The 24940-nt window shown below is 59.7% G+C and carries 24 protein-coding genes and 2 pseudogenes; all 26 read right to left on the bottom strand.

All coding sequences use genetic code 11. The annotated features are described in order from the left end of the window. Positions 1 to 36 precede the first annotated feature (36 nt). Positions 37 to 768, bottom strand: coding sequence for an RNA polymerase sigma factor FliA (locus tag AAIA72_RS01855; RefSeq protein WP_369601756.1), 732 nt, complete (start codon positions 766 to 768; stop codon positions 37 to 39). Positions 769 to 789: 21 nt separating this feature from the next. Beyond that, positions 790 to 1605, bottom strand: coding sequence for a MinD/ParA family protein (locus tag AAIA72_RS01850; RefSeq protein WP_369601755.1), 816 nt, complete (start codon positions 1603 to 1605; stop codon positions 790 to 792). Positions 1606 to 1648: 43 nt separating this feature from the next. Further along, positions 1649 to 2896: a flagellar biosynthesis protein FlhF gene (gene flhF, locus AAIA72_RS01845; RefSeq protein WP_369601754.1), complete on the bottom strand. Its 1248-nt coding sequence runs from the start codon at positions 2894 to 2896 to the stop codon at positions 1649 to 1651. Positions 2897 to 2909: 13 nt separating this feature from the next. After that, a complete protein-coding gene (gene flhA, locus AAIA72_RS01840; RefSeq protein ID WP_369601753.1) occupies positions 2910 to 5084 on the bottom strand; it encodes a flagellar biosynthesis protein FlhA in 2175 nt (724 codons plus the stop codon). Positions 5085 to 5164: 80 nt separating this feature from the next. Continuing rightward, a complete protein-coding gene (flhB, locus tag AAIA72_RS01835) occupies positions 5165 to 6298 on the bottom strand; it encodes a flagellar biosynthesis protein FlhB (protein WP_369601752.1) in 1134 nt (377 codons plus the stop codon). Positions 6299 to 6307: 9 nt separating this feature from the next. After that, positions 6308 to 7087, bottom strand: a complete 780-nt coding sequence (gene fliR / locus AAIA72_RS01830; protein ID WP_369601751.1) for a flagellar biosynthetic protein FliR — start codon at positions 7085 to 7087, stop codon at positions 6308 to 6310. Position 7088: 1 nt separating this feature from the next. Continuing rightward, the gene (fliQ, locus tag AAIA72_RS01825; protein ID WP_369601750.1) at positions 7089 to 7358 is read right to left on the bottom strand and encodes a flagellar biosynthesis protein FliQ; all 270 of its coding nucleotides are present in this window, start codon (positions 7356 to 7358) and stop codon (positions 7089 to 7091) included. Positions 7359 to 7367: 9 nt separating this feature from the next. Continuing rightward, the gene (gene fliP / locus AAIA72_RS01820; RefSeq protein WP_369602957.1) at positions 7368 to 8075 is read right to left on the bottom strand and encodes a flagellar type III secretion system pore protein FliP; all 708 of its coding nucleotides are present in this window, start codon (positions 8073 to 8075) and stop codon (positions 7368 to 7370) included. Between the two features lie 70 nt (positions 8076 to 8145). Beyond that, positions 8146 to 8526, bottom strand: a complete 381-nt coding sequence (gene fliO / locus AAIA72_RS01815) for a flagellar biosynthetic protein FliO (RefSeq protein ID WP_369601749.1) — start codon at positions 8524 to 8526, stop codon at positions 8146 to 8148. Continuing rightward, a complete protein-coding gene (gene fliN, locus AAIA72_RS01810; RefSeq protein ID WP_369601748.1) occupies positions 8519 to 9055 on the bottom strand; it encodes a flagellar motor switch protein FliN in 537 nt (178 codons plus the stop codon). The genes fliO and fliN overlap by 8 nt, the downstream gene beginning before the upstream one ends. Further along, on the bottom strand, positions 9019 to 10041 hold the full coding sequence (fliM, locus tag AAIA72_RS01805; RefSeq protein WP_369601747.1) for a flagellar motor switch protein FliM: 1023 nt from the start codon (positions 10039 to 10041) through the stop codon (positions 9019 to 9021). The genes fliN and fliM overlap by 37 nt, the downstream gene beginning before the upstream one ends. Before the next feature lie 15 nt (positions 10042 to 10056). After that, entirely contained in the window at positions 10057 to 10569 is a 513-nt protein-coding gene (locus AAIA72_RS01800; RefSeq protein WP_369601746.1) for a flagellar basal body-associated FliL family protein, read from the bottom strand. 82 nt (positions 10570 to 10651) lie between these two features. Further along, on the bottom strand, positions 10652 to 11821 hold the full coding sequence (locus tag AAIA72_RS01795) for a flagellar hook-length control protein FliK (protein WP_369601745.1): 1170 nt from the start codon (positions 11819 to 11821) through the stop codon (positions 10652 to 10654). Positions 11822 to 11910: 89 nt separating this feature from the next. Further along, positions 11911 to 12261 (bottom strand): Hpt domain-containing protein, encoded by a 351-nt coding sequence (locus AAIA72_RS01790; protein WP_369601744.1) that lies wholly within the window; start codon positions 12259 to 12261, stop codon positions 11911 to 11913. 14 nt (positions 12262 to 12275) lie between these two features. Beyond that, positions 12276 to 13982, bottom strand: coding sequence for a SpoIIE family protein phosphatase (locus AAIA72_RS01785; RefSeq protein WP_369601743.1), 1707 nt, complete (start codon positions 13980 to 13982; stop codon positions 12276 to 12278). 17 nt (positions 13983 to 13999) lie between these two features. Next, the gene (locus tag AAIA72_RS01780; protein WP_369601742.1) at positions 14000 to 14305 is read right to left on the bottom strand and encodes an STAS domain-containing protein; all 306 of its coding nucleotides are present in this window, start codon (positions 14303 to 14305) and stop codon (positions 14000 to 14002) included. Positions 14306 to 14377: 72 nt separating this feature from the next. Continuing rightward, a complete protein-coding gene (fliJ, locus tag AAIA72_RS01775) occupies positions 14378 to 14818 on the bottom strand; it encodes a flagellar export protein FliJ (RefSeq protein WP_369601741.1) in 441 nt (146 codons plus the stop codon). Next, positions 14815 to 16188 (bottom strand): flagellar protein export ATPase FliI, encoded by a 1374-nt coding sequence (gene fliI / locus AAIA72_RS01770; RefSeq protein WP_369601740.1) that lies wholly within the window; start codon positions 16186 to 16188, stop codon positions 14815 to 14817. The genes fliJ and fliI overlap by 4 nt, the downstream gene beginning before the upstream one ends. Continuing rightward, positions 16169 to 16987, bottom strand: a complete 819-nt coding sequence (locus tag AAIA72_RS01765) for a flagellar assembly protein FliH (RefSeq protein ID WP_369601739.1) — start codon at positions 16985 to 16987, stop codon at positions 16169 to 16171. The genes fliI and AAIA72_RS01765 overlap by 20 nt, the downstream gene beginning before the upstream one ends. A gap of 9 nt (positions 16988 to 16996) precedes the next feature. Next, a pseudogene (gene fliG / locus AAIA72_RS01760) lies at positions 16997 to 18003 on the bottom strand (flagellar motor switch protein FliG). Further along, on the bottom strand, positions 17996 to 19723 hold the full coding sequence (fliF, locus tag AAIA72_RS01755; RefSeq protein ID WP_369601738.1) for a flagellar basal-body MS-ring/collar protein FliF: 1728 nt from the start codon (positions 19721 to 19723) through the stop codon (positions 17996 to 17998). The pseudogene fliG and the gene fliF overlap by 8 nt, the downstream one beginning before the upstream one ends. A 14-nt stretch (positions 19724 to 19737) precedes the next feature. Next, positions 19738 to 20103: a flagellar hook-basal body complex protein FliE gene (gene fliE, locus AAIA72_RS01750; protein WP_369601737.1), complete on the bottom strand. Its 366-nt coding sequence runs from the start codon at positions 20101 to 20103 to the stop codon at positions 19738 to 19740. Positions 20104 to 20161: 58 nt separating this feature from the next. Continuing rightward, positions 20162 to 21609: pseudogene (locus AAIA72_RS01745) on the bottom strand (sigma-54-dependent transcriptional regulator). Then, complete coding sequence (locus AAIA72_RS01740) at positions 21606 to 22823, bottom strand: PAS domain-containing sensor histidine kinase (RefSeq protein ID WP_369601736.1); 1218 nt, start codon at positions 22821 to 22823, stop codon at positions 21606 to 21608. The pseudogene AAIA72_RS01745 and the gene AAIA72_RS01740 overlap by 4 nt, the downstream one beginning before the upstream one ends. A 223-nt stretch (positions 22824 to 23046) precedes the next feature. After that, positions 23047 to 24486 (bottom strand): sigma-54 dependent transcriptional regulator, encoded by a 1440-nt coding sequence (locus tag AAIA72_RS01735; protein WP_369601735.1) that lies wholly within the window; start codon positions 24484 to 24486, stop codon positions 23047 to 23049. A gap of 153 nt (positions 24487 to 24639) precedes the next feature. Next, positions 24640 to 24939 carry a hypothetical protein gene (locus AAIA72_RS01730; RefSeq protein ID WP_369601734.1) on the bottom strand — a complete coding sequence of 100 codons (300 nt, stop codon included), beginning with the start codon at positions 24937 to 24939 and terminating at the stop codon, positions 24640 to 24642. Between the last annotated feature and the right edge of the window lies 1 nt (position 24940).

Raw genomic sequence — 24940 nt, 5'->3', positions numbered from 1 at the left:
CGCTTGTCGGGGAGTATCCAGTTTTTTGACTGATCGCTATTTTATCATCCAGTCTGCCAGTCGCGCGCGCAGACGCAGGGCAGCCTGGCTGTGAATCTGACTGACGCGGGATTCGCTGACCCCCAGCACTTCGCCGATTTCCCTGAGGTTCAGCTCTTCATCGTAATAAAGGGCCAGCACGAGGCGCTCACGCTCCGGCAATCTGCCGATTTCCTCCGCCAGCCGGCTGGCAAATTGCTGTTTCTGTACTTCATCCTGGGGCTGAGGCATCCGGTCGGCGTCTTCAATTCCGGCATCCGAATCTGCCGTCAGCTCATCCAGGCTGATCAGATGTCCGCTCAAGGCATCACGGAGGCTGGCATGATACTCTTCCAGACTGATGCCAAGCTCTCTCGCGACATCCGCATCCTGAGCATCCTGACCTGTTCGGCTCTCGATGGCATGAATGGCTTCAGCGATACGACGTGCATTGCGGTGCACAGAGCGCGGCACCCAGTCTCCGCGGCGGATTTCGTCGATCATGGCGCCACGGATCCGGATCGATGCATAGGTCTCGAACGAAGCACCACGCTGTGCCTCGTACTTGCGCGCCGCTTCGAGCAGGCCCAGCATGCCGGACTGAATGAGGTCATCAAGCTGTACACTCGGCGGCAGGCGTCCCTTCAGATGCAGCGCAATACGCTTGACCAGCGGTGCATACTGGTGCACGAGCGCTTCCGCACGCTGTGTCCTGGATTCGCTATACATGGCTACACCCGTTGAGGCCATGAACTCTGCTACCGTTAACTGTCAACTGGCCTGAACCAATCGCTCAATGAAAAATTCAAGGTGCCCGCGTGGTGCACTCGGCAACGGCCAGGCATCCACCTTTTTCGCCAGCTCCCGGAATGCCAGGGATGCCTTGGCCCGGGGGTAGGCCTCAAAGACGGCCCGCTGACGCTGGACCGCCTTCTTCACCACATCATCGTAGGGAATGAACCCCACATACTGCAGCGCAACATCCAGGAAACGCTCGGTCACCTTGGACAGTTTGGTGAACAGCAGCCGTGCATCCTGTTCCGAGCGAACCATGTTGGGCAGAATGCGGAAGCGGTGCAACCCGTAATCCCGGTTGAGCAGCTTGATCTGGGCGTAGGCATCCGTGATGGAAGTAGGCTCGTCGGTCACGACCATGAGCACTTCCTGCGCGGCCCGCACGAAGGCCATGACCGTTTCCGAGATGCCTGCTGCGGTATCGATGATCAGCACATCCAGATCATCACTGATCTCGCTGAAGGCGCTGATGAGCCCGGCATGCTCAAGCGGTGACAGATGCGTCAGGTGCTGGGTACCGGATGATGCCGGTACAATTCTGATGCCACCAGGGCCATCCACCAGAATTTCCCGCAGCGAACATTCGCCGCTGAGCACGTCATTGATGTTGCGTTTTGCGGTCAATCCCAGCAAAACGTCAATGTTGGCCAGCCCAAGGTCGGCATCCAGCACCACGACTCGCCTGCCCAGACTGCTCAATGCCAGGGCGAGATTGACGGAAACGTTGCTCTTGCCAACGCCCCCCTTGCCACCGGTGACGGCAATAACCTGTACCGGGTGAGGTTTACTCATGTTCGACACTGCTCCTATACATCATGTTCAGCGCCTTCCCGGCTCAGCCCACCAGCCCGGCCCGGGCGGTGTGTGGGGAATCCTGTCTGTCCAGCGTCACTGCCCGTGCAACCAGACTTTGCCCCGTGGCCGGATGAAGATCCCGCGCGATGTGTTGACCGTCAGTGTAGCAGGCAATGGGCAACTGTTCCTGTATACTCAACCCCAAAGCCTGCCCCAGTGCACAGGCTTCATCCAGTTTTGTGATGACGCAACCGGACAGCCCGAGCATTTTATAGTAATGATAGTTGGATTTCATGACTTGTGCCTGGCTAACTGCAGACAATACAAGAATTTTTTTGACACGCCGCCCGCATGATTGCAGCGATCTGACCTGACGTTCGCCATTGGGATCCCGGGATGTCAGCCCGGCCGTATCGATCAGAACCCGCCGGTGATCCGCCAGACTGTCCAGAACCGCTTTCAGGGAACCGTTTTCCGGTACAACATGAACCGGTACACGAAGCAATTTCCCCAACGTCAGGAGCTGGGATGCGGCACCCACACGGTAGCAATCCGTGGTTACCAGGGCCAGCCCCTCTCGTCCATGCAGCTGAATCCATCTGGCCGCCAGCTTGGCAATCGTGGTGGTTTTTCCTGCCCCTGTGGGCCCGACCAGTGCCAGGGCACAAGGCCGTTCGGATTCATCCAGGTCCATGACCGGCACCATGGCGGCAAGCGCCTTGAGGGCCAGTTGCCAGCGTGCCTCTTCGTCACCTGCCGGCAGATTCCTGACAATCCGGCTGCTGAGTTCTTCCGTCAACCCGAGCCCGGTCAATCGCATGTCCACAGGATCACGAACCGGGCGTTCTGCTGATTCCGACAACAGTACCTTAAGTGCTGCAATCTCGGCCTGCATGGCGGCCAGCGCCTCACTCACCAGCCCGTCTGGCTTCGCGGCATCTCCGCCAGCAGGAACACCGACCTCTTTTGCCGCGTCTTCACGCCTGGCGACAACCTCCGGCTCACCGCCTGCCTGAATCTTTTGAATACGCTGACGCGCCCGCTCCAGCTCTTCATCCAGCAGGGCCCGGCGGGTCGCATGACGCCGGGCCACCTCGGCATCCGGCCGGGGTGCAGAGACCGGCGCCTCCTGGTGGGCCTGTTCCGGGTTGTAATCCAGTGCGCAGACCACTTCCATGCCTTCCGGAACTTTTCGGGTGGAGAGGATCATGGCATCGGCGCCCAGTTCCTCACGCACACGCTTGAGCGCTTCCTGCATATTGGGTGCTATGTATCGCTTCACGTTCATGATCACTCCCCTCCTACTCGGAAATGGTCGCTACAATGGTAATCTGCTTGTTGTCGGGAATTTCCTGATATGACAGGACATGCAGGCGCTCCACCACCATGCTCACGAAGCGCGCCATGGCCTGACGCAGCACGTTGGAAACCAGCAGCACCGCCGGCTTGCCCATCATTTCCTGCTTTTGCACCGCTTCGCTGAGCGAGCGCTGCAGTTTTTCCATCAGACCGGGCTCCAGAATCAGCCCCATTTCGGTGGCGCCCCCCTGCTGTGCCTGCTGCATGGACTTCATCAGGATCTGCTCGAGCTTCGGATCCAGGGTGATCACCGGAAGTTCCGGATCGTTACCGCAGATGCGCTGGACAATCAGGCGTCGCAGGGCGACGCGCACGGCAGCCGTGAGGGTGTCCGTATCCGGGTTCTTGGTTTCGGCATTGACGATGGCCTCGGCAATGGTCCGCATATCCCGGATGGGTACGTCTTCCTTGAGCAGATTCTGAAGTACCTTCAGTAACTGGCTGATACTGACGGTGTTCGGCACCAGTTCTTCCGCCAGCTTGGGCGATTTGCGACTGAGCTGTTCCAGCCATTGCTGGACTTCCTCGTGCCCCAGCAACTCATGCGCATGCCGGAGCAGGACCTGATTCAGGTGCGTGGCGACAACAGTGCTGGCATCCACAACGGTATAGCCCAGGGTCTGGGCCTGCTCCCGAAGAGAAGGATCAATCCACACCGCTTCCAGTCCGAATGCCGGATCCTTGCCCGGAATACCGTCCAGCTGCCCGAAAACCTGGCCGGGATTGATGGCCATTTCCCGATCCGGATGAATTTCAGCCTCTGCAACCGGCACCCCCATGAGCGTGATACGGTATCCGTTGGGTACCAGATCCAGGTTGTCCCGGATGTGCACGGAAGGCATGAGAAAGCCCAACTCCTGAGACAGCTTCTTGCGTACACCCTTGATCCGACCGAGCAGCTGGCCACCCTGACTCTTGTCCACCAGCGGAATCAGCCGGTAGCCCACTTCCAGCCCCACCAGATCCACGTTGGCCACATCATCCCAGCCCAGCTCTCCTGCCGGTGCGCCTTGTGGCAACGCCTCGGTTGATCCGCCTTCCAGCGCAGGGCCTGCCGGGCCTGCAGGCGGCACCCCGCCTCCGCCGCCTGCCCGGGGAGCAGGCCCCTTGCCCTCTTCCACCGCCTCAGGCGTGCGTGCACGCTGACTGAACCACCACGCCAGCACACCGGTGGCCAGAGCCAGGGACAAAAATGCCAGATGGGGCATGCCCGGAATCAGTCCCATGATGGCCAGGATGGCCGAAGCCACGGCCAGCGCTCTGGGTGAACGGATCATCTGATCCACGACCTGATGGGACATGTCCTGCTGGGTCGACACGCGCGTCACCATGATGGCCGCAGCCGTGGACAGCAGGAGGGAGGGTATCTGCGCCACCAGACCGTCACCGATGGTCAGCAGGGCATACTTCTGAACCGCATCGGCAAAGGCCAGGTCATGCTGCATGACGCCGATGGACAGGCCGCCGATCAGGTTGATGGCCAGGATCAGCAGGCCCGCCACCGCATCGCCACGCACGAACTTGGATGCACCATCCATGGCCCCGTAGAAATCGGCCTCGGCGGCCACTTCCGCCCGACGGCGTTTGGCTTCTTCCTGATCAATCAGCCCCGCGTTGAGGTCCGCATCAATGGCCATTTGCTTGCCCGGCATGGCATCCAGGGTAAACCGGGCGCTGACCTCCGAAACACGACCGGCGCCCTTGGTGACCACGACGAAGTTGATGATCATCAGAATCGCAAAGACGACCAGGCCAACGGCATAGTTGCCGCCAATGACCACCTCTCCGAAGGATTGAATCACCTTGCCGGCGGCATCCTCGCCCTCATGCCCCCGGAGCAGCACCACACGCGTGGAAGCCACGTTGAGTGCCAGCCTTAGCAGGGTCGCCACGAGCAGCACCGTCGGAAAAATGGCGAAGTCCAGCGGACGCAGCGCATAAACGCAGACAAGCAGGATGACCAGAGAGAGTGCAATGTTGAAGGTGAACAGCACGTCCAGCATGAAGGGCGGAACGGGCAGCGTCATCATGCCCAGCAGAGCCATGAGCAGCAGAGGAATCCCCAGGTTCCCCTGCGCCAGACTTCTGACGGTGTTCAGTGCTGCACTGTTCGCCATGCGCCTCTCTTCAATCAGTCACTGTCGAATTCCCGTCAATGACGGAACCCCTGACTGATTTCTGCAAAGATCAGGCCAGTTCAGTCGTGGCGCAGATCGTCCGGGATGGGCACATCGCGTATGGGTTGCGGACGCTCACCGCGCCCCTTGCGATACTCACGCAGGCGGAACACATAGGCCAGCACCTGTGCAACGGCCACATAGAGCCCGGCAGGAATTTCTTCATCCACTTCAGTGTGGTAATAGACGGCCCGGGCGAGCGGGGGCGCCTCCACCTGTTCCACCCCGTGCGCCCTGGCGATCTCGCGGATTTTCAGAGCCATGAAATCCACGCCCTTGGCAACGACAATCGGCGCCCCGTCACTGTCGGGATCATATTTCAGGGCCACCGAATAGTGAGTCGGGTTGGTGATGACCACATCTGCCTTCGGCACTTCTTCCAGCATGCGACGCTGGGCCATCTCCATCTGCAGTTCACGGATCCGCCGCTTGACCTCGGGCTTGCCCTCGGTTTCCTTGAATTCGTCCTTGATCTCCTGCTTGGTCATGCGCAGATTCTTCTGGTGATCGTACATCTGGAACGGCACATCAATGAGCGCAATCAGCACCAGAGAAGCCGCCAGAAACAGAAAGCTCCATGCCAGAATGGACAGGGCGCTGGCGATTCCCGGCCTGAGCGACTGCGCACTGATGGCCAGCAGGTCATCCAGCACATTCATCAGCACCAGCCAGGCCACGCCACCGACCACCACCGTCTTGAGGATAGCCTTGACCAGCTCAACCACGGACTTGACCGAAAACATGCGCTTGAGTCCTTCCAGCGGATTGAGGCGGCTGAACTTGGGCATGAGCGCCTTGCTGCTGAACAACAGCCCCCCCACCCCGATGGATGACAGGATGGCGACAATCCAGAGCATCACCAGCAGGGGCAGAAAGGTCAGCAGAGCGTCCAGAAAAGAGTCGTGCAACTGACGGATCATCGTCGCCGGATCGAGCACATCGTCGCGCCCCAGGCTGAAATTGCCGCGGAACAGGCGCGCCATGCCGTCCCCGATCACATTCCGGAAGAAAAAGAAGCCGGCGGCCCCGGCCAGCAGCACTGCCATGGTATTGAGCTCCCGCGAACGCGGAATCTGACCCTCCTCGCGGGCCTTCTCCAGTTTTCGCGGGGTCGGTTGTTCGGTTTTTTCCTGACTGCTGTCCGTCTCGGCCATGTCATGCTCCTAGGGTGTATCCAGCACTGTCTGCATGAAGCGGAGGGTGTCCTCCGTCAGGGCATTGAAATGGGGCAGAAAATCCGCCGTACCGATCCAGAAGAACAACAGCCCGAGCACCACGGAAACCGGGAAACCGATGGAAAAGATGTTCATCTGAGGGGCGGCCCGGGTCATGACACCAAAGGCCACGTTGACCAGCAGCAGCGCCGTCACGGCCGGCAGGGCAATCATCAGCGCCCCCGCAAACAGCCAGCTCATGCGCGAGACGATCAGCCCCCACCCGGCAGGACTGATTCCGTTTTCACTGATGGGCAGAACATCAAAGCTCTCCGCGATCACCGTAAAGGCCACCAGATGACCGTTCATGGCCAGAAACAGCAGCGTCACCAGCATCAGGTAGAACTGCCCCAGGGCCGCGACGGAAATCCCGTTGGCCGGATCCACCATGGACGCAAAGCCCAGCCCCATCTGCATGGCGATAGCCTGCCCGGCCACAGCAAACAACTGGAACAGGATCACCAGCACAAATCCCAGTGCCACACCAATGAGCACCTGTTGCAACACGATGGTGAAGGCGGACAGGGAAAGCGGATCCACCGCCGGAACCTGCTGAACCTGGGGGGCCACGACGGAGGTCAGCAGGATGGCCAGCACCAGCCGGACACGGGGCGGTACGATCTGCGTCCCCACCACGGGCATGACCATCAGGAAGCTGGCAATCCTGAACAGGGGCCAGAGAATCTGTCCGACCCAGGCCCCGATCTGGCTGTCCGTCAGCTCGATCATGTCAGCCTATCACCCAGGGAATGTTCTGAATCAGGGTCTGGGTGAAATCCAGCAGCCGGGTCAGCAACCAGGGCCCGGCCAGGATAAGCACCACAAGCGTGACCAGCAGGCGCGGCAGAAAGCTCAGCGTCTGTTCGTTGATCTGCGTGGCGGCCTGAAAGATGCTCACCAGCAATCCCACCGCCAGAGAGGGCCCGATGATCACCGAAACCATGATGACGATCAGATAGAGCGCCTCGCGAAACAGATCCAGTACCACTTCCGGCGTCATGACAGCCTCCTAGAGTCCGAAGCTGGCGGCCAGCGTGCCCATGATGAGCGCCCAGCCGTCCACGAGCACAAACAGCATGATCTTGAATGGCAGCGAAATGATGATGGGCGAGAGCATCATCATCCCCATGGCCATCAGGACACTGGCCACCACCATGTCGATGACCAGGAAGGGAATGAACAGGATGAAGCCGATCTGAAATGCAGTCTTGAGTTCACTGGTTACGAAGGCCGGCATCAGTATGGTGAAGGGCGCCTGATCCGGGCTTTCGTACTTGCCCTCGTCACCCGCCAGCCGGATGAACAGGTTCAGGTCATCCTCCCGGGTCTGCTTGAGCATGAAGGCCCGGAAGGGTTCCGCAGCTTTCCTGACCGCGTCCTGAAAGATCATTTCCTCGTTGAGGTAAGGCTGCAGGGCCTCCTCATTCACCTTGTCAAAGACCGGCGCCATGATGAAGAAAGTCAGGAAGAGGGCCAGGCCGACCAGAATCTGGTTGGAGGGGGTCTGCTGAAGCCCGAGGGCCTGACGCAGAATGGCAAAGACGATGATGATCCGGGTAAAGGCGGTCATCATCATGAGCGCTGCAGGAATGAAGGTGATGGCGGTCATCAGCGCCAGAATCTGGAGCGTGACCGTGTATTCCTGCGAGCCGTCCGGCTGGGTCACCACCCTGACGGCGGAGAGCCCGTCAGGTGCGGACCAGGCCAGGCCGGTCATGCCAATGAGGAGGATGGCCAGGCCGATACGCGCTGCACCACGACCGTGGCCACGGGGCCCGGAAAGTTTTTCAGGCGGTGTTCTCTGGAGGTGTCTCATCGCTTCCCGTCAGTTTTTTGTCACGGACGAGAAGACTCTGCAATTTGCGTGCAAATTCTGAATCAGATGCGCCAGAAGCCGCACCAGCCGGGGTTTCAAAGTGCGTGCCCAGGGACTTGATCAGGTTGATGGAAGACGGTGTGACGCCCACCAGCAGGTATTCCTCCCCTGCCCTGACCACGACCAGGCGCTCCCGCTGTCCCACCGGCAGGACCGCTTCGATCTTCAGCGCCCCACTGGCCCGGCCGGCGACGCCATTGAGCCGCTTCATGAGCCAGACGCTGCCCCAGACTGCTGCCAGCACCAGCAGCAGGGACAGCACCACCTGAAGGATGACCGTACCGCTATCCATTGCGCAGTTTCTTGATGCGCTCTGAGGGACTGATGACATCCGTCAGACGGATGCCGAACTTCTCATTGACCATCACCACCTCGCCATGCGCGATCAGCGTCCCGTTGACGAGTACATCCAGCGGCTCGCCCGCCAGACGGTCCAGTTCGATCACCGAACCCTGGTTGAGCTGCAGCAGGTTGCGGATGGGAATCTGGGTATTTCCCACCTCCATGGAAATGGTGACGGGAATGTCCAGAATGACATCCAGATCCGGCGCGCCCGGCGGTGGCGGCACATCCGCACCGTCGAAATCTTCCAGCGGCGCAGGAGATACCTTGCCCTCTGCCGCCTGCGCTTCGGCCATGGCAGCGGCCCACTCATCCTCAACGTTGGCCTCGCCAACGTTGGCCTCGCCTTCCGTCGATTCCTGTTCTTCCAGTGCAGCGGCCCATTCGTCGGCCAGCGCTTCGTCGCCATTGATATCGACTTCCTTTTCCGGCGCCCCGCCATCTACTCCGTTTTTACCGGTGCTTTCATCTTCAGCCATTCTACCCCCTTCGCCGAGGCTGGCCCCGGCCGTTCAAACTTGCGTTCAATCTTCAGCGCCAGATTCCCGTTCATCTGGCCCAGTCTTGCATGATAAATCGGTACGCCATTGGCGGTCAGGACGACGGTTTCCGGCAAGTCCACAGGAATGACGTCACCTGCCTTGAGCTTTGCCACATCCCGCAACTTGATCTTGCGTTTCGCCACCGTGGCATTGATGGGTACCTGAGCGTCCAGAATGTCCTGCTGCAGCGACTGGATCCAGCGTTCATCCACTTCATCGACATCGGACTGGACGCCCGCATCCAGCACTTCACGGATGGGCTCGATCATGGAGTACGGCAGGGCCAGTTGCAGATCCCCTCCGCCACCGTCCAGCTCGATATGGAAGGTGCTGACCACCACCACTTCACTGGGGCTGACAATATTGGCCATGGCCGGGTTGACTTCCGAGTTGATGTACTCGAAGTCCACTTTCATGACCGCATTCCAGGCTTCCTTCATGTCAACGAAAACCTGTTCCAGCACCATCTGTACGATGCGGATTTCCGTGGGCGTGAACTCCCGCCCCTCGATCTTGGCGTGACGCCCGTCCCCGCCGAAAAAGTTGTCCACCAGCTTGAAGACCAGCTTGGCATCCAGAATGAAGAGCGCCGTGCCGCGCAACGGCCTCATTTTGACCAGATTGAGGCTGGTGGGCACATAGAGGGTATGCACATACTCGCCGAACTTGAGTATCTGCACACCACCCGATGCCACATCGGCATTGCGTCGCAGGAGATTGAACAGGCTGATGCGGGTGTAACGGGCAAAGCGCTCGTTGATCATCTCCAGTGTGGGCATGCGCCCACGGACGATCCGGTCCTGACTGGTCAGGTCATAGGTTTTGACGCCGGTGGCATCGGACGTGTCTTCCGTCTCGATGTCACCTTCATCGACGCCATGCAAGAGGGCATCGATTTCGTCCTGGGACAGCAGGTCCTGCACAGCCTTACCTCACTCTCACTGCATGACCAGATTGGTAAACAGCACCTCTTCAATGCTGCCGGCCACCTGTTCGTCGTTGAGCACCTGGTTGATGATGTCCTTGCACTCCTGCCTCAACGCCTCCTTGGCTTCAGGAGTCATGAGACTGGCGAAATCCTTGGAACCGATGGCGTTGATAAGCCGGTTCCGGATCACCGGCAAGTGCAGCTCCACCCCATCAATCGCCTCCTTGTCGCGCCCCATCACACTGATGGACACCTGAAGATAGCGCGTACCTTTGTTGCCATCAAAGGCCACCACAATGGGCGGCTTGATATTGAAATAGAGCGCCGGTTTGTGAACTGGCGCTGCGGGCTCGGCCGGTTTGTCCGCTTCGGCAGACTTGTCTCCCGAAAGCAGGAACCAGGCCACACCCACACCACCACCTGCAGCCAGGATAACCACCACCAGTATGATGATGAGCATTTTCTTGCTGCCGGACTTGCCTTCACCCTCTTCCGTCGCCTCAGGAGCTTCTTTCTCAGCCATTGATCACCTGTAATCGATTGTTTCAACCCGATTTCAAGAGTTTAGACCATCCAGAGGAATTTTGCCCGCTCTGCATTCCTGCTCAGGCATAAGTGTCCACCAGACCGGGGATATCCGTCACCCGCATCATCACAGGTCTCTCGGTGAGATCCTCCACGGTCTCCAGCGCAAGGTCTGTATCAGCACCTCCTCCGCCGGAAGGCTGGCCAGGCTCACGCTCGGATTGCTGCCAGGCAGGCTGGTCACTGACATCAAAGCCGGAAAGGTTCAGCCCCTGCCCTGCCAGCGTTTCACGTAACCGCCATGCAGCCGCATCCAGCATATCCCGGGTCAGTGCCTGGGTGGCATGCATCTGGATCTGAGCCTGATCCTTGTGAATCTGGATCTGGATGTCGATGGGGCCCAGGTCGGCAGGATTCAAGTGAATGCGTGCTTCATGGAGCTTCTGCCCAACCAGCCAGAGGATCTTCTCGCCCAACTGGTGTTGCCAAGCCTCCGTTCCCGCCTGAGCCGGTAGTTGCGATACCCATACCGGTGTGGTAGCAGAGTCCTGGCGTTGTGCCATCTGAACCGCATTCTGAACTGCCTGAGTCACGGTCTTGAGCTCAGGACCATCCCCTTGGGAGAGCGCGGAAAGCATATCCTGACTGAACACGCTGTCACGTAGCGCCGAAACGGCCGTCTTGTCACCGGTCTGACCGGACATCATCTGCCGAAGCGTCATCAGCGCCCCGGATATCAGTTCAGCCGCCGCGGCACCCCCACTTTGGGCGCCGGATGCAGAACCGGGCTCAAGGGGCACCGTCGTGCCGGAGGCATCGGGGAGAGGTTGCAGGCCAAGTGCTTCCAGCGCATCGCTCATGCCGGGCGGCAATCTGTCTGCCGCAGGTAGGGCCGCATTGGCCTGAAGATCAGCCGGCAGCGGAAGTGGTGCGAACAGTGCAACGGGGGATGACGGGGCGGTTTCCTCCGGCGTCATACCGGCAGATGTCTCGTCTTGATGAGCACCTCCCGAATCCACCTGATCCGAACGAGTCACCCGCTGCTCAGCATCGGTTTGCACATTATTCTGAGTTTTCTTCGTCGGTTCGGCATCCTGCTCCGCCCGACGCTTCTCGCTGACCGTCTCGCGATCCTCCGCCTCGAGCGTCTTGCGGAATCCGCCATCCTTCTGAGTAGTGGGCTGGTCATTAGCGCGCGCTGTCGCGCGTGCGGGTTCAGACGAAAAGTTGGTGAGGATATCCGGAGTCATGGTCTGTCCTGCCTGAGTATGAACCTGCAATGACCAAGCAGGAATCAGACCAATTTTTCAAAAGCCGGCGTTCACAGGGGCCCGACAGCTCAACCAGACTTCTGAGCGGCCAGTTCTTGCCGGACAGCAGCCAGTTCATCCTCGATGGCATCGGTAATCATTGCCGCCCGTTCCATCTTCCCGGCTCGCCCGTCTTCCTCGCCTTCGCGACAGAGCGCGGCCAGCCGGGGCAATCCCATATTGGTTGCGCTTCCCTTGAAGCTGTGGCACGCCCGGCTGTAGGCCACCGGATCACCCGATGCCAGCGCCTCACGGATCTGTTGCATGCGATCCACGGAATCGTCCAGAAACGTGTCGATCAGAATATCAAACTCTTCTTCCATGACTTCACGCAATTCGGCCAGTGCACCGCTGTCCACGTGACTCAGGTCATCATGCATGCTCGGTCTCCCGTTCAATTCTCACGCCGGCCATCCGGCCAGACAAATTCTGCATCCACACGCGTGCCGCCTTCGGAATATACCAGCTTGCGGCAAAGACTGCGCAACAGGGGGATACCCCGTCCGGAGAAGCGGTTGGCCGCAGGTACTGTATTATTGACCTGCGTGACGTCAAACCCGGAGCCCGTATCCTTCATGGTCAGGCTGAGGACACCCCCCACACCGCGCATGCGGTGGGAAAAGGAAAACTCGATGGCGTGCCCGTCCAGATGCCTGAGGCGGGCTTCACGTTCTTTGTAGTACCGCGCAAAGCCGTCCGGTGTGGTCTTGAGATCCGACGACAGCCCCAGAATACCGTGTTCGAGCGCGTTGCTGTAAAGCTCGGTCAGGATGGTGTAAATCTGGCCATTGTAGGGGCGCAGTTCCGGCACCTCCATGATGACATGGAGCAACAGGGGAATGGGATTGAAATCTCTCAGCGTGTCGCCTTCCACCCGGTAGCTGAAATCCCAGGTGCGCGGCCCCTTGAGTGCACTGCGTACCAGGTGAGCCTCCCCGATGCCCAACTGATCTTCCGGCATCATGGTCACCTCGACCAGCGTAAGATCATCCTGCTGGTCATGGGTACCCACAAACTCGAACACCTTGTCCAGAATCGTGTCAAACAGGGTGTCTGACGCCGCATTTCCGCTGATGAGTGACATCAGCCGCTCATCGCCGAACATCTCGCCCCGGGGATTGGCCGCCTCAAGAATGCCATCCGACCACATGTACAGCCGGTCCCCGTCACTCATCTCAAAACGCCAGGTATTCGCCTGAAATTGCTCGGGCTTCAATACACCCAGCGGCAGGTGATTGGAGGGAATCCGGATCACCCGTCCGGACTGAATCAGCACACAGTCCGGCAGTCCACCGATCCAGATTTCCACGCTTTTCTGGTCAAAGTTGAGCTCTGCCATGCAGGCGCAACAGAAGAAGCCCACGGGGAGAATCTTTTTCAGCTTCTGGTTGATCTCGCGGAGAATGTCCTGCAGGGCGAAACCCTTGACTGTCATGCCGTAAAATATTTCGGCCAGCGGCATGGCCCCGATGGCCGCCGGCAATCCGTGTCCGGTAAAGTCTCCCAGCAGAACATGCATGCCGCCGGATGGTCGCTGGCAGGCCAGCAGCACATCCCCGTTGAAGACCGAAAGGGGGGACAACAGGTGGCGGATATTCCGGGCCCCCAGGCATCCCATGTGTGCCACATTGTCAAAGACGTTGCGCGCGACCTGTTGCTCCCGGAGCATGTGGCGGTTGTGTTCCGCAATCTGATCCCGCTGGGCCAGCAACTGGTGGTTCATGGTCCGCATGCGGTAGAAGGCATTGATCTTGGCTTCCAGAATCACCCGGTTGTAGGGTTTGGACAGGAAGTCGTCCCCGCCGGCTTCGAGACATTTGACCAGTGAATCCACATCCGAGAGAGACGTGAGGAAGATGATGGGCACAAGATCTTCACCCGCGAGGGCCTTGATCTGTCGGGCGGCTTCGAAACCGTCCATTTCCGGCATGATGGCGTCCAGCAACACGATATCGGGACCGAACGCCTGAAATTTTTCCACCGCATCGCGTCCATTCACGGCGGTTTCGACGGTGTGGCCCTGCTTCTCCACAATCCGCGAGAGAATCATCCTGTCCGACTGATTGTCATCCGCGATCAGGACACGGATGGGGCCGGCCATGGCAGGGCCTCCTGAGTTCATTCGATAGTGAAGAGCTGCTCGAAGTTGGAGATGGTCAGAATCTTCCTGACATCATTGTTGCAGTTGATGATGCGGATCCGGGCGTCATCGCCACCGGCATAATCCCGCAGCAGGAGAAGCATTCCCAGCGCGGAGCTGTCGAGATAGGTGGTCTCGCTCATGTCGATGACAAACTCGGCCACATCCTCACCGCCATTCTCGTAAGCATCCCGAAAGTCCTGATGAGAGCTGAAATCAAAGCGGCCCTGCACCCTGATGGTGAGCGTCCGGTTGTCATTGGAGCGGCTCGACGTGATGGACATGCTTTCCTCCACTAATAACAGTTAGTTGCATCCTACATAATGATTAGACGACTTTGAAAAAATTGCCAGCATTCATTTGATTTTTTGCCAGAAATTTCTGGCTGCCATGTCGTCAAGCTGACCCTGCAAACGCTTCTCCCGGGCGGTTTCTTCCTCGGTGCGGGCCCGTGCCACCAGATCGGCCATGCGTTCGCTCTTCTGATGTGCCTGCTGCCATTCGAGCCTGACACGCTGCACCTGAACCTCAAGCTTCTCAATCAACTGCCGTTGCTGAGCACAGGCATCATCCAGGCGCGCAAGGAAGAGCTGAACCTGCTGCAGCACATGAATCTGTGTGGCACCGCCACGGGTCAGTTGCTGCTGGTATTCCTGTGCATACTGCTCCAGGGCGGACAGCGTGGCCTGCGCTTCCTGCAACTGTCCCTGAAGCTGAGCCAGGCGCTTGCGAACGGCCTCTTCCTCGCGGGCACGTACTGACTGAACCAGTGCCAGTCTTTCCGAGCGGGACTTCAATCGTTGTCACTCCCCTGCTGTGCGTTACCCTGAGCCGGGCCACCCTTCCCGAGCACCTGCTCCAGGGCCGACACACTGGCTTCGAAGGGGGCTGCCTCGTGCAGTCCCTGCCTGAGAAAGCGTTTCATGTGGGGCATGCGGGCAATGGCCTCATCCGTATCCGGGTCTGCACCCTTCACGTAGGCGCCCACGGAAATGAGATCCCGCGCCTGCTGATAGCGGGCATAGAGCTGCTTGAAGCGCTGGGCCAGCGCCAGGTGATCCGCCGACGTAACCTGCGGCATCACACGGCTGATGGAGGCTTCCACGTCAATGGCCGGGTAATGCCCCTCCTCGGCCAATGCCCGTGACAGGACCACATGCCCGTCCAGAATGGCTCGTGCCGCATCGGCAATCGGGTCCTGCTGGTCATCCCCTTCGGTCAGCACCGTGTAAAATGCGGTGATGGAACCGCCACCCGGACGTCCGTTGCCGGCCCGTTCCACCAGTGCGGGCAGACGGGCAAACACGCTGGGAGGATAACCCTTGGTGGCCGGCGGCTCGCCCACGGCCAGGGCAATCTCGCGCTGAGCCTGTGCATAGCGGGTCAGCGAATCCATGAGCAGCAGAACCTGTTTGCCCTGATCACGAAAATACTCCGCAATACGCGTCGTCAGTACCGCCGCACGCAACCGCATCAGTGGCGACTCATCGGCTGGCGAAGCGATCACCACCGAGCGTTTCAGGCCCTCTTCGCCAAGGATGTCATCAATAAACTCCTTCACTTCCCGGCCACGTTCACCCACCAGCCCTACCACCGTAATGTCTGCCGTGGTAAACCGGGTCATCATGCCCATCAGCATGCTCTTGCCCACACCACTGCCCGCGAACAGACCGATACGCTGCCCCGAACCGACGGTCAGCAGCGCATTGATGGCGCGGATGCCCACATCCAGGGGATTACGGATAGGGGCGCGGCTGAGCGGATTGATCGGCTCACCAATCAGATCGACATGATCTTCGGCCACGATCGGGCCCTTGCCATCCAGGGGTTCACCCGCACCATTGAGTACACGGCCGAGCAGGCTCCAGCCCACCGGAATCTGATGTGCATGCTGTAGTCGCTGAACCCGCGCGCCGGGCCGCAGACCTTCAACCGTGGACAACGGCATCAGGTACATGCGCTGCTCCTGAAAGCCCACGACCTCGGCCTCCACCCAACGGTCAGGCCCGGCTTCAATCAGGCACCGCTCCCCCATGGTCATCGGACAACCCACCGCCTCCAGCGTCAGCCCCACCACCCTTGAAAGCCGGCCGATCACTTCCGGCTCCGGATGCCTGGGCACGGCGCGGGCGTAGCGCGCCAGCCGGTCACTCAGGCTCTGGCTCATCCGGTGCCTCCAGGACATCCGTGTGCAGATTGCTCAGATCATCCAGCGCAGGCGCATAGTCCGGTTGATGGCCCCCGGCGTCTTCATGCCGGGCCGTTGCCCGGCTCAGCATGGCCTGCACGGTTTTCTGAAAGCGCCGTTCCAGCGTGTAGTCCACCAGCGTATTACGTGTCTGGACCCGGCATCCCCCACGAGTCAGTCCGGCATCCTCGGTCATCTGTCCGACCGGCTCGAATCCGGACTCACGCAGCAGGGCCGCGTCCTCGGGGTGCAGGACCACGCGCCACTCTTCATCGGCCGGCAGTGCAGCCAGCGCTTCATGAACCACCTGACCCAGTGCTTCCGGAGCCAGCTGAAGCTCCCTGAAGATGACCGCCCGGCAAACAGCCAGCACGAGCTGCACCAGCGTCTGCTCCAGGGTTTCCTGCTGATCGGCCAGCGGCTTTTCCAGAGACGAGATCAGTCCGCTCAGCGTCCGCAACCGTGCCTGCAGTTCCGCTTCATGCTTTGCATACGCCTGGGCACGCCCTTCCTCGCGGCCCTGCTCCATTCCCGCAGCATAGCCTTCCGCATGCCCCTCGCGCCGCCCCTGTGACAGGCCTTCCGCATGGCCGGCCTGATAGCCGCTCTGGAAACCTTCTTCCCGCGCCGCCTCACGGATAGCCTCCAGCTCGGCCGCAGTGGGCGGTCTGACCGACTCCTCGGCCTCCCGGGTCTCCCCCTGCTCGTTCATGACAGGCAGTTCCCAGCGCTCCCAGGCAGTCAGCTGTTCGGCGGGAATCCGGTCCTTGTCACTCATGGCTCAACCTCACAGCATGTCTTCGCCGGAGCCACCCAGCACGATTTCGCCGGCATCGGCAAGACGGCGGGCAATGGCCAGGATTTCCTTCTGCGCGGCTTCCACCTCGCTGACCCGCACCGGTCCCTTGGCCTCCAGATCGTCCCGCAGCAACTCGGCTGCCCGCTTGGACATGTTGCGGAAAATCTTTTCCTGCAGCTCTTCGTCCGCGCCCTTGAGGGCCAGAATCAGGGTATCGGAACCCACCTCGCGCAGCAGCGTCTGAATACCCCGGTCGTCCACATCCTTGAGGTTGTCGAACACAAACATCAGATCTTCGATCTGGGTCGCCAGATCCGCGTCCACTTCCTTGATGGATTCCATCAGTTGCGGATCCATGAAGTTCATGATCTCGGCAGCCCGCTTGACCCCACCCAACTTGGTGGACTGTGAAGTAGCACCACTGGAGAACTGTTTTTCCAAAATATCATTCAGTTCCTTGAGTGCCTGGGGCTGCACGGTTTCCAGCGCGGAGATCCGCATGACGATGTCCAGCTGCACCTTGGGATCAAAGTTGGACAGCACTTCCGATGCCTGGTCCGCATCCAGATAGGAAATCACGATGGCCTGAATCTGCGGATGTTCATAGCGGATGAGATCAGCAACTGCGCGCGGCTCCATCCATTTGAGGGTATCCAGGCCCGTGGTGTTCCCCCCATGAGGATACGATCAATCAGGCCGGCCGCCTTCTCCTCTCCCAGCGCTTGAGTCAACAGGTTACGGATATAGTCATCTGCCCCCACGCCAATGCCCGTCTGACCGCCCACCGCCTCGAGAATTTCATCGGTGACTTGCTCCACGTCTTCCTGCAGCACGTTCTCCAGTTGCGCCATACGCGCACCCACACGCTGCACTTCCTTCGGTCCCATATGCTTGAGGAGCTGGGCCGCGTCAGCTTCCCCCAGGGACAACAGAAGAATGGCCGCAGCATCCAGGCGGCCTATTTTCTTGGCAGGTTTCTTTTCACCATCAGTCATCGGACATGATCCACTGGCGCAATACGTTGGCTACCCGGCCCGGATCTTCTGCGATCAGGCTCTTGAGGGCATTCAGTTTCTTCTCATAGCTGGCCGAAGCACCCGGCAGCATGAATTCATCATCGGTACTCAGCCCGATTCCACCTTCTTCACCCTCTTCAGTCTCGGTCAGTTTCTCCAGCTCTGCAAGTCCGTCATCATCTGCCGCCAGGGCCAGTTCACGCTCTTCCGCACCACCGCTGCTCAGATTTTTAAGGGTCGGCCGGATCAGACCAAAGACCAGCACGATCACCGCAATCAGGGCCACACCCCACTTCACCAGCTGCAGGAACCAGGCCTGCTGCCAGATGGGCAGATCAGGAATGTCCTCCTGCTGCTCCATGACAAATGGACTATTGATTACGTTGACGCTGTCGCCCCGGGCAGCCGAATAGCCTACCGCATTCCGCACCAGCAGGGTGAGACGCTCCAATTCCTCCTTGGGCCAGGGCTCATAGGTCACATTACCGTCAGCGTCCACCTTGCGGATATCATCCACCACGACTGCCACGGTCAGCCGGCGAATATCGCCCTGTCCCTTCTTGATGTAGCTGAGCGTCCGGTCCACCTCATAGTTGCGTACCCGCTCCTTGCGCAGATCCTTGACCTCCGCCCCTGCAGTACCATTTGCACCATTGGCCTGCTCCGGTACCGTTGCCTGGCCGGGTGGCTGGTTCGACAGCGCGCCGGGAATTCCCCCCGTGTCACCGGCCACGCGCTGTTCATCCAGTTCCTTTTCGCTGCGGACAATCTTCTGATCCGGCCCATAGAGCTCTTCCGCCCGCTCAATGGTGGTGAAGTCAATGTCAGCCGACACTTCAGCGCGATAGCGTCCGGGCCCCACAATGGGCTCCAGAATGCTGCCGACACGCTCGGACAGCACCTCCTCAAGCTTGCGCGCATATTCGAATTCCCGGGCACGGCGCAGGTCATCACTGTTGATGTCCTTGCGTGACAGCAGATTGCCGCGCTGGTCCACAACGGTCACGTCGCTTTTGTCCAGCTCCGGCACACTCCCCGCCACGAGGTTGACGATCGCCGCCACCTGTTCTTCGGAAAGCGTGCCTCGCCCCATCAGATTCACCAGGACAGAAGCCGAGGGTTTGCGGCGATCACGGACAAAAACGCTACTCTTGGGAATGGCAAGATGCACCCGCGCACTCTTGACGTTGCGCAGACTAGCAATGGTTCTTGCCAGTTCGCCTTCCAGACTGCGTCGATAACGGGCCGACTCCATGAACTGGCTGGTGCCCAGTCCCGGCGCCTGATCCAGCAGTTCGAAACCAACGGTCTTGTCCTCGGTGACACCCGCGGCAGCAAGCTTCAGACGCGCCCGGTGGACGTCCTCCGACGCCACCAGCAAGGCACCGGTCTTGGGATCCATGCGGAACTTCACATCCGCCTGATTGAGAATGTCCGCAATTTCAGTGGGATCATAACCGCGCAGATCGGAAAAAACCGGTTGATAGTCCGGCTGCTGTGCCCAGAGGATGATGGCAATGCCCATGGCAATACTGGCCGCGAGACCGATCATCAGGGCCACCTGCCGCATGATGGACAACTTGTTGAAACCCATCACCAGATCACTGCGGGGGGTCTCCGCGTCACCGTCACCGCCTCCGGCACCACCGGCCAGCGGGAGGTTGTCTGCGGTAGGGATCTCAGCCGGAACTGAAGCCATGCGCTAACTCTCCATCAAATCGGCATCTTCATGATGTCTTCATAGGCCTGAACAACACGGTTGCGCACCTGTGTCATGGCCTGGAATGCCACGGAAGCCTTCTGACTGGCAATCATGACCTGAGTCAGGTCCACGTTCGGATCCCCTTTCTCATAAGCCGTGGCCAGACTGGATGCATTCTTCTGCACACTGTCCACCTGGTTCACCGCCTGCTGCAGCATCTGGGCAAAGCCCGGCTTCTCAGCGGCTCTGGCATCACCGGCCGCAGGTGGCACCACGGTCGACCGTACAGCCTGCTCAGCCTGTGCCGGACGCTGGATACGCGCACGTGCAGCACGAATCTGTGCCAGTACATCGTTAACATCCACACGCGTCGTCATTTTTGGTCTCCGTCAGGGATTTGACTCATGAATACCTTTCAGCAATCCACGTGCCAGATCACACACCCGCCAGGTGCGCATCCACATCAATGCCACATTCCCGCATGCGCGCAAGCTTGTAGCGCAGGGTGCGGGGTGAGATCCCCAGCTTCTCGGCGACCCGGTTGCGACGCCCCCCCTCGCGGCGCAGTGCATCGAGAATGATCTGAAACTCGCGCTGCCTGACCTCACTGCCCAGAACACTGCCATCGCCGCCCTCTTCGGCCAGCCCCGAATCCAGGTTTGCCGGGGAGACTGGCTCGACCAGATCGGGCGAAGCCATGTTCATGGCCGGCATCGCCTCGGCTGCCCCCCCTGACCGCCAGCCAGGGTCATTCCGAAGTCGAGTACCAGATCCTGCGCCCGGATCACACCGCCCTGCTGCAGGATCAGTGCCCGCTGGATGGCATTGTCCAGTTCGCGCACATTGCCCGGCCAGTCATGCTGGTAAAGGGCATTCCGGGCCGATTCGTCAAGGGTGACCGATCCCAGTCCCATCTTGCTCACATGCGTGGCCAGCAAATGTTCCGCCAAAGGCAGAATGTCGCCACGCCGCTCCCGAAGGGGCATCCATGCCAGGGGAAACACACTCAGACGGTAGAACAGATCCTCACGAAAACGTCCGGACTGCACATGCTCGCGCAGGTCACGGTTGGTGGTTGCCAGCACACGGACATCCAGCTTGATGGCCTTGCGGCCGCCGATCCGTTCCACTTCCCGTTCCTGCAGGACACGGAGCAGCTTGGCCTGCAAGCCAAGCTCCATTTCGGAAATTTCGTCCAGGAGCAGCGTGCCGCCGTTCGCCTGTTCGAACTTGCCCGGGCTGCTCTGATAGGCGCCGGTAAAGGCCCCTTTTTCATGACCGAAGAGAATGGCTTCCAGCATGTTTTCCGGTATGGCCGCACAGTTGATCGCCACAAAGGGTTTGGCGCGGCGTGCAGAGTGATCATGGATGTAACGGGCCAGGACCTCCTTGCCGGTACCACTCTCGCCACAGATCAGTACCGTGGAATCGGTAGCCGCGACCTTGCGGGCCATGTCAAAAATCCGACGACTGGCCGGATCCACCGCAACCGGCCCTTTCACCACGGCAGACGCCGAAGAGCGCCCGAGGTGACGCCCCACTACATCGCACAATTGCTCGGGGTCAAAGGGTTTGACCAGATAGTCCGCCGCCCCCTGCTGCATGGCAGACACGGCCTGGGAAATCTGGGCATAAGCCGTCATCAGGACGACCGGAATGCCCGGGTACTGTTTTCGCACATCGGACAACAGCTCAAAGCCACTCTTGCCGGGCATGTTGATATCACTGACCACCAGATCCACCCGATGCTGCGCCAGCACGTCCCAAGCCTCTTCTGCGGATCCCACGCCAATGTAGTGAAAACCTGCCATATCCAGCGTTTCGGTCAGGGCGTCCAGCAGCCCCTCATCGTCCTCAACGATCAGTACAACGGATTTGCTCATGCCTCGTCTCCAGTCATGTTCCGGTGTGATTCAGCAGGCCTGCAGAGCGGCAGGGTGACGGCTGCCACTGCGCCCTTTCCCTTGCCCTCCGACCAGATATCAAAGACCCCGCGATGGGCCTGCACGACGGACAGAACCACTGCCAGTCCCAGCCCGGTACCCTGCGGCTTCGTGGTATAGAAAGCCTCCAGCAGGCGGGCACGCTCCGCCTCGGAAAACCCGGTGCCGTTATCCTCAACGAGAAACTGCACACTCCCATCCTGCACCCGCGCGTTGACATCAATCCGTGCACCGGGGCGCTTGCCACAGGCATCGTCTGCATTCTTGATGAGATTGAGCAAGGCCCCCAGCAACGTTTCGCGATTGCAGGTGACCGTGGCCTGATCATCCCCCCGGATCTGCCAATGGACAGTCGCCCTGAGATCCAGTCCTTCAGCCAGCTGCCGAAGCCCCGACATCAGTTCCGCAACCGCGACGAACTCGGCCACACGGGTTTCACCGCGGGCAAACACCAGCATGTCCCGCACCTGTTCTTCCAGATGCCGCAAACGGCGCTTGAGCTTGCCGGCCATCTGAAGCCGCTTGTCCGGATCCAGGTCCGGCTTTTCGAGATGGCCGGCGTAGAGCATGGCCGCAGACAAGGGTGTCCGCACCTGATGAGCCAGCGATGCCACCATGCGCCCCATGGCCTTCAGACGCTCATGGCGCGCAAGCTCTGCCTGCAGGCGTCGCGTCTCGGTCAGATCGTTGATCAGAATGAGCTGTCCCTGACCGGATTCCAGCGGACTGATCCGGATACCGACCTTGCGGCCGTCCTTCAGCGAGACTTCGTGGCCATCATCATCCTGCGGCGCAAAACAGCGGTCGATCACATGAATCCAGCGCTCGCCTTCCAGGGGCTCGCCGAGCAGATCCACCGCCGCCGGATTGGCCAACTGGACATTGCCGCGCGAATCCAGAACCACCACAGCTGCAGGCAGCACGCGCAACAGTGTGGAAAGCTGGTTGGCCAGTTTTTCCTTCTCCTCCAGCTCGCGCTGCCGGCGCTCCGAGATCACGCTCAGTTCACCCGTCAGGCGGGTGACCTGGCCTTCCAGATCCTGGTACGCTTCACGAATGTGCTGAGACAAGGCGTCAAACATGCGCAGGGTTCGCGCGACATCCCCCCCGGCGCGAACCTGAAACTGTGCTGTCTCCACGGCTGCATTCGCCATGACATTCCCCCTGACACGCTGTTGTTGTTTGATGACTCTCAAACAAAAATAATGCCAGGAGCGTTTTTTTCTTTTTAATCTGAAGGTTACCAACCACACACAGCAACCCGGAAAACAAACCTGCCAAAATCCCGACACACCGGGTCGCCCCCGGAAAAGGCAGAAAGAAAAAGGCCCGGCAGACAACAGGTCCCCGGGCCCAGTACAAACTGGACTATTCTGCTCAGTCGGCGTCTGCCGTGATCTGATATTTCTTGAGCTTTTCCACCAGCGTCGTTCGCCGGATGTGGAGCTTTTCGGCGGCACGTGCCACGACCCCTCCGGCATCCTCCAGCGCCTGCCGGATCAGTGTTTTCTCAAGGTTGGCCAGGTACTCCTTGAGATCCAGACCGTTCACGGGCAGCATCGCCGGCGCATCCAGACCCGGCAAGCCACCCGGCACACCCTGCTGTTTCAGCGCCTCAAGGGCCTCGGGGCGTTCTTCATCCAGATCATCCACATGGCGGAACTTCGGCGGCAGTTCATGCACGCCGATCACACCATAGGGGTGCATGATGGCCAGACGCTCCACCAGGTTCGCCAGCTCGCGGACGTTGCCCGGCCAGTCGTGACGGCACAGGCTCAGAATGGCGGCTGAATTGAAGCGCAGCGAACCCCGCTTTTCCTTTTCCATGCGGCTCACCAGCTCGTTGAGCAGAAGCGGAATATCCTCAACCCGTTCACGCAGCGCCGGCATTTCGATGGGAAACACATTCAGGCGATAGTAGAGGTCCTCCCGGAACTCTCCCTTCTCAATCATCTCTTCCAGATTCTTGTGCGTCGCTGCAATGATCCGGACATCCGCCTGCTGGGTCTTGTTGCTGCCGACACGCTCAAAGGTTCGCTCCTGCAGGACACGAAGAATTTTCACCTGCATGTGTAGCGGCATGTCTCCGATTTCGTCCAGGAACAGCGTGCCGCCCTGTGCCAGCTCAAAGCGCCCGACCCGCGTGGAAATGGCACCGGTAAAGGCCCCCTTCTCATGGCCGAACAGCTCACTTTCCAGCAACTCGGCCGGGATGGCGCCACAGTTCACCGGCACGAACGGCTTGTTGCGGCGATGGGAATTGTAGTGAAGGTTCCGGGCGACCACCTCCTTGCCCGTGCCGGACTCACCGGTAATGAGAACGCTCACTTCCTTGTCCGCAACCTGGGCCATCAGCTCCCGGACCCGGCAAATGGCTCGGCTGGTTCCGACGAGAGAACGGAACAGCTGCAACTCCCGCTGTTGGGCACGCACCCGGTCCTGGCTGTGATGTTCCCTGAAAATCTGAGCCCGGTAGAGACTGTCGTTGAATTTCGTGTAACTCAGCGGGCGCTGCAACCGGGCAATGATACGCCTGCGATCCTCTTCATCCAGGTCATCCACATTCGTGTCGCCCAGCAACAGCACCGGCACACTGGCATCCATGGCACGCAAAGCCGGGATGATCTCTGTCGGCCCATCGGCATCCAGAATCATGCACCGGAGACCACCGTTGGCGATACTCTCGCCGGCAGCGGACTGCCAATCCTGCGTGGATACAGCAATCACCGGCTCATCCAGAAAACGAATGATGGTCTCCAGCTCCTGACGAATCACCGGATCATCACTAACGACCAATATTACATCTTCGTTCGTCATCCAACTTCACTACCTGTTCCGGAAACACGGAATACGATAAGAAAGTTCTAGACGCCGACCTGAAATCTGTCAAATAAATGACGAAAGAAATTTTCAGGCTGAATAGCGGGAAGATGTGTTCAAAATTTCGTCACCCAACCCGTGACGACATTGTCAGAATGTGGGCTTGTGGGTATCGAGATAGGCCTTCAGCGCACGCCGGGTTTGCTGTGCGCGGATGCGTTGTGCCTCGTTTTCTGCCTGTGCCTTTTCAAGCAGCCCGAGAATACGGCGGTATTCGGCCTGCAGCCGGGCCAGCAAGGCGCCAGCCCGTTCCGGATCCTGCCTCAGCGTTTCCCGGGACGACTCGAGCAGAAAGCGGACCTGCTCGTCCAGTGACACCAGGCGGTCACCCGAAGTCCCGTCATCCACGGATTCCAGTTCTGCAACCAATGCTTCAAGTGCCTGCCACATG

Origin of the sequence: Thermohahella caldifontis (genome assembly GCF_041153465.1) — a bacterium.
GTDB lineage: Bacteria > Pseudomonadota > Gammaproteobacteria > Pseudomonadales > Oleiphilaceae > Thermohahella > Thermohahella caldifontis.
This window is presented reverse-complemented; position numbering and strand designations above follow the sequence as displayed.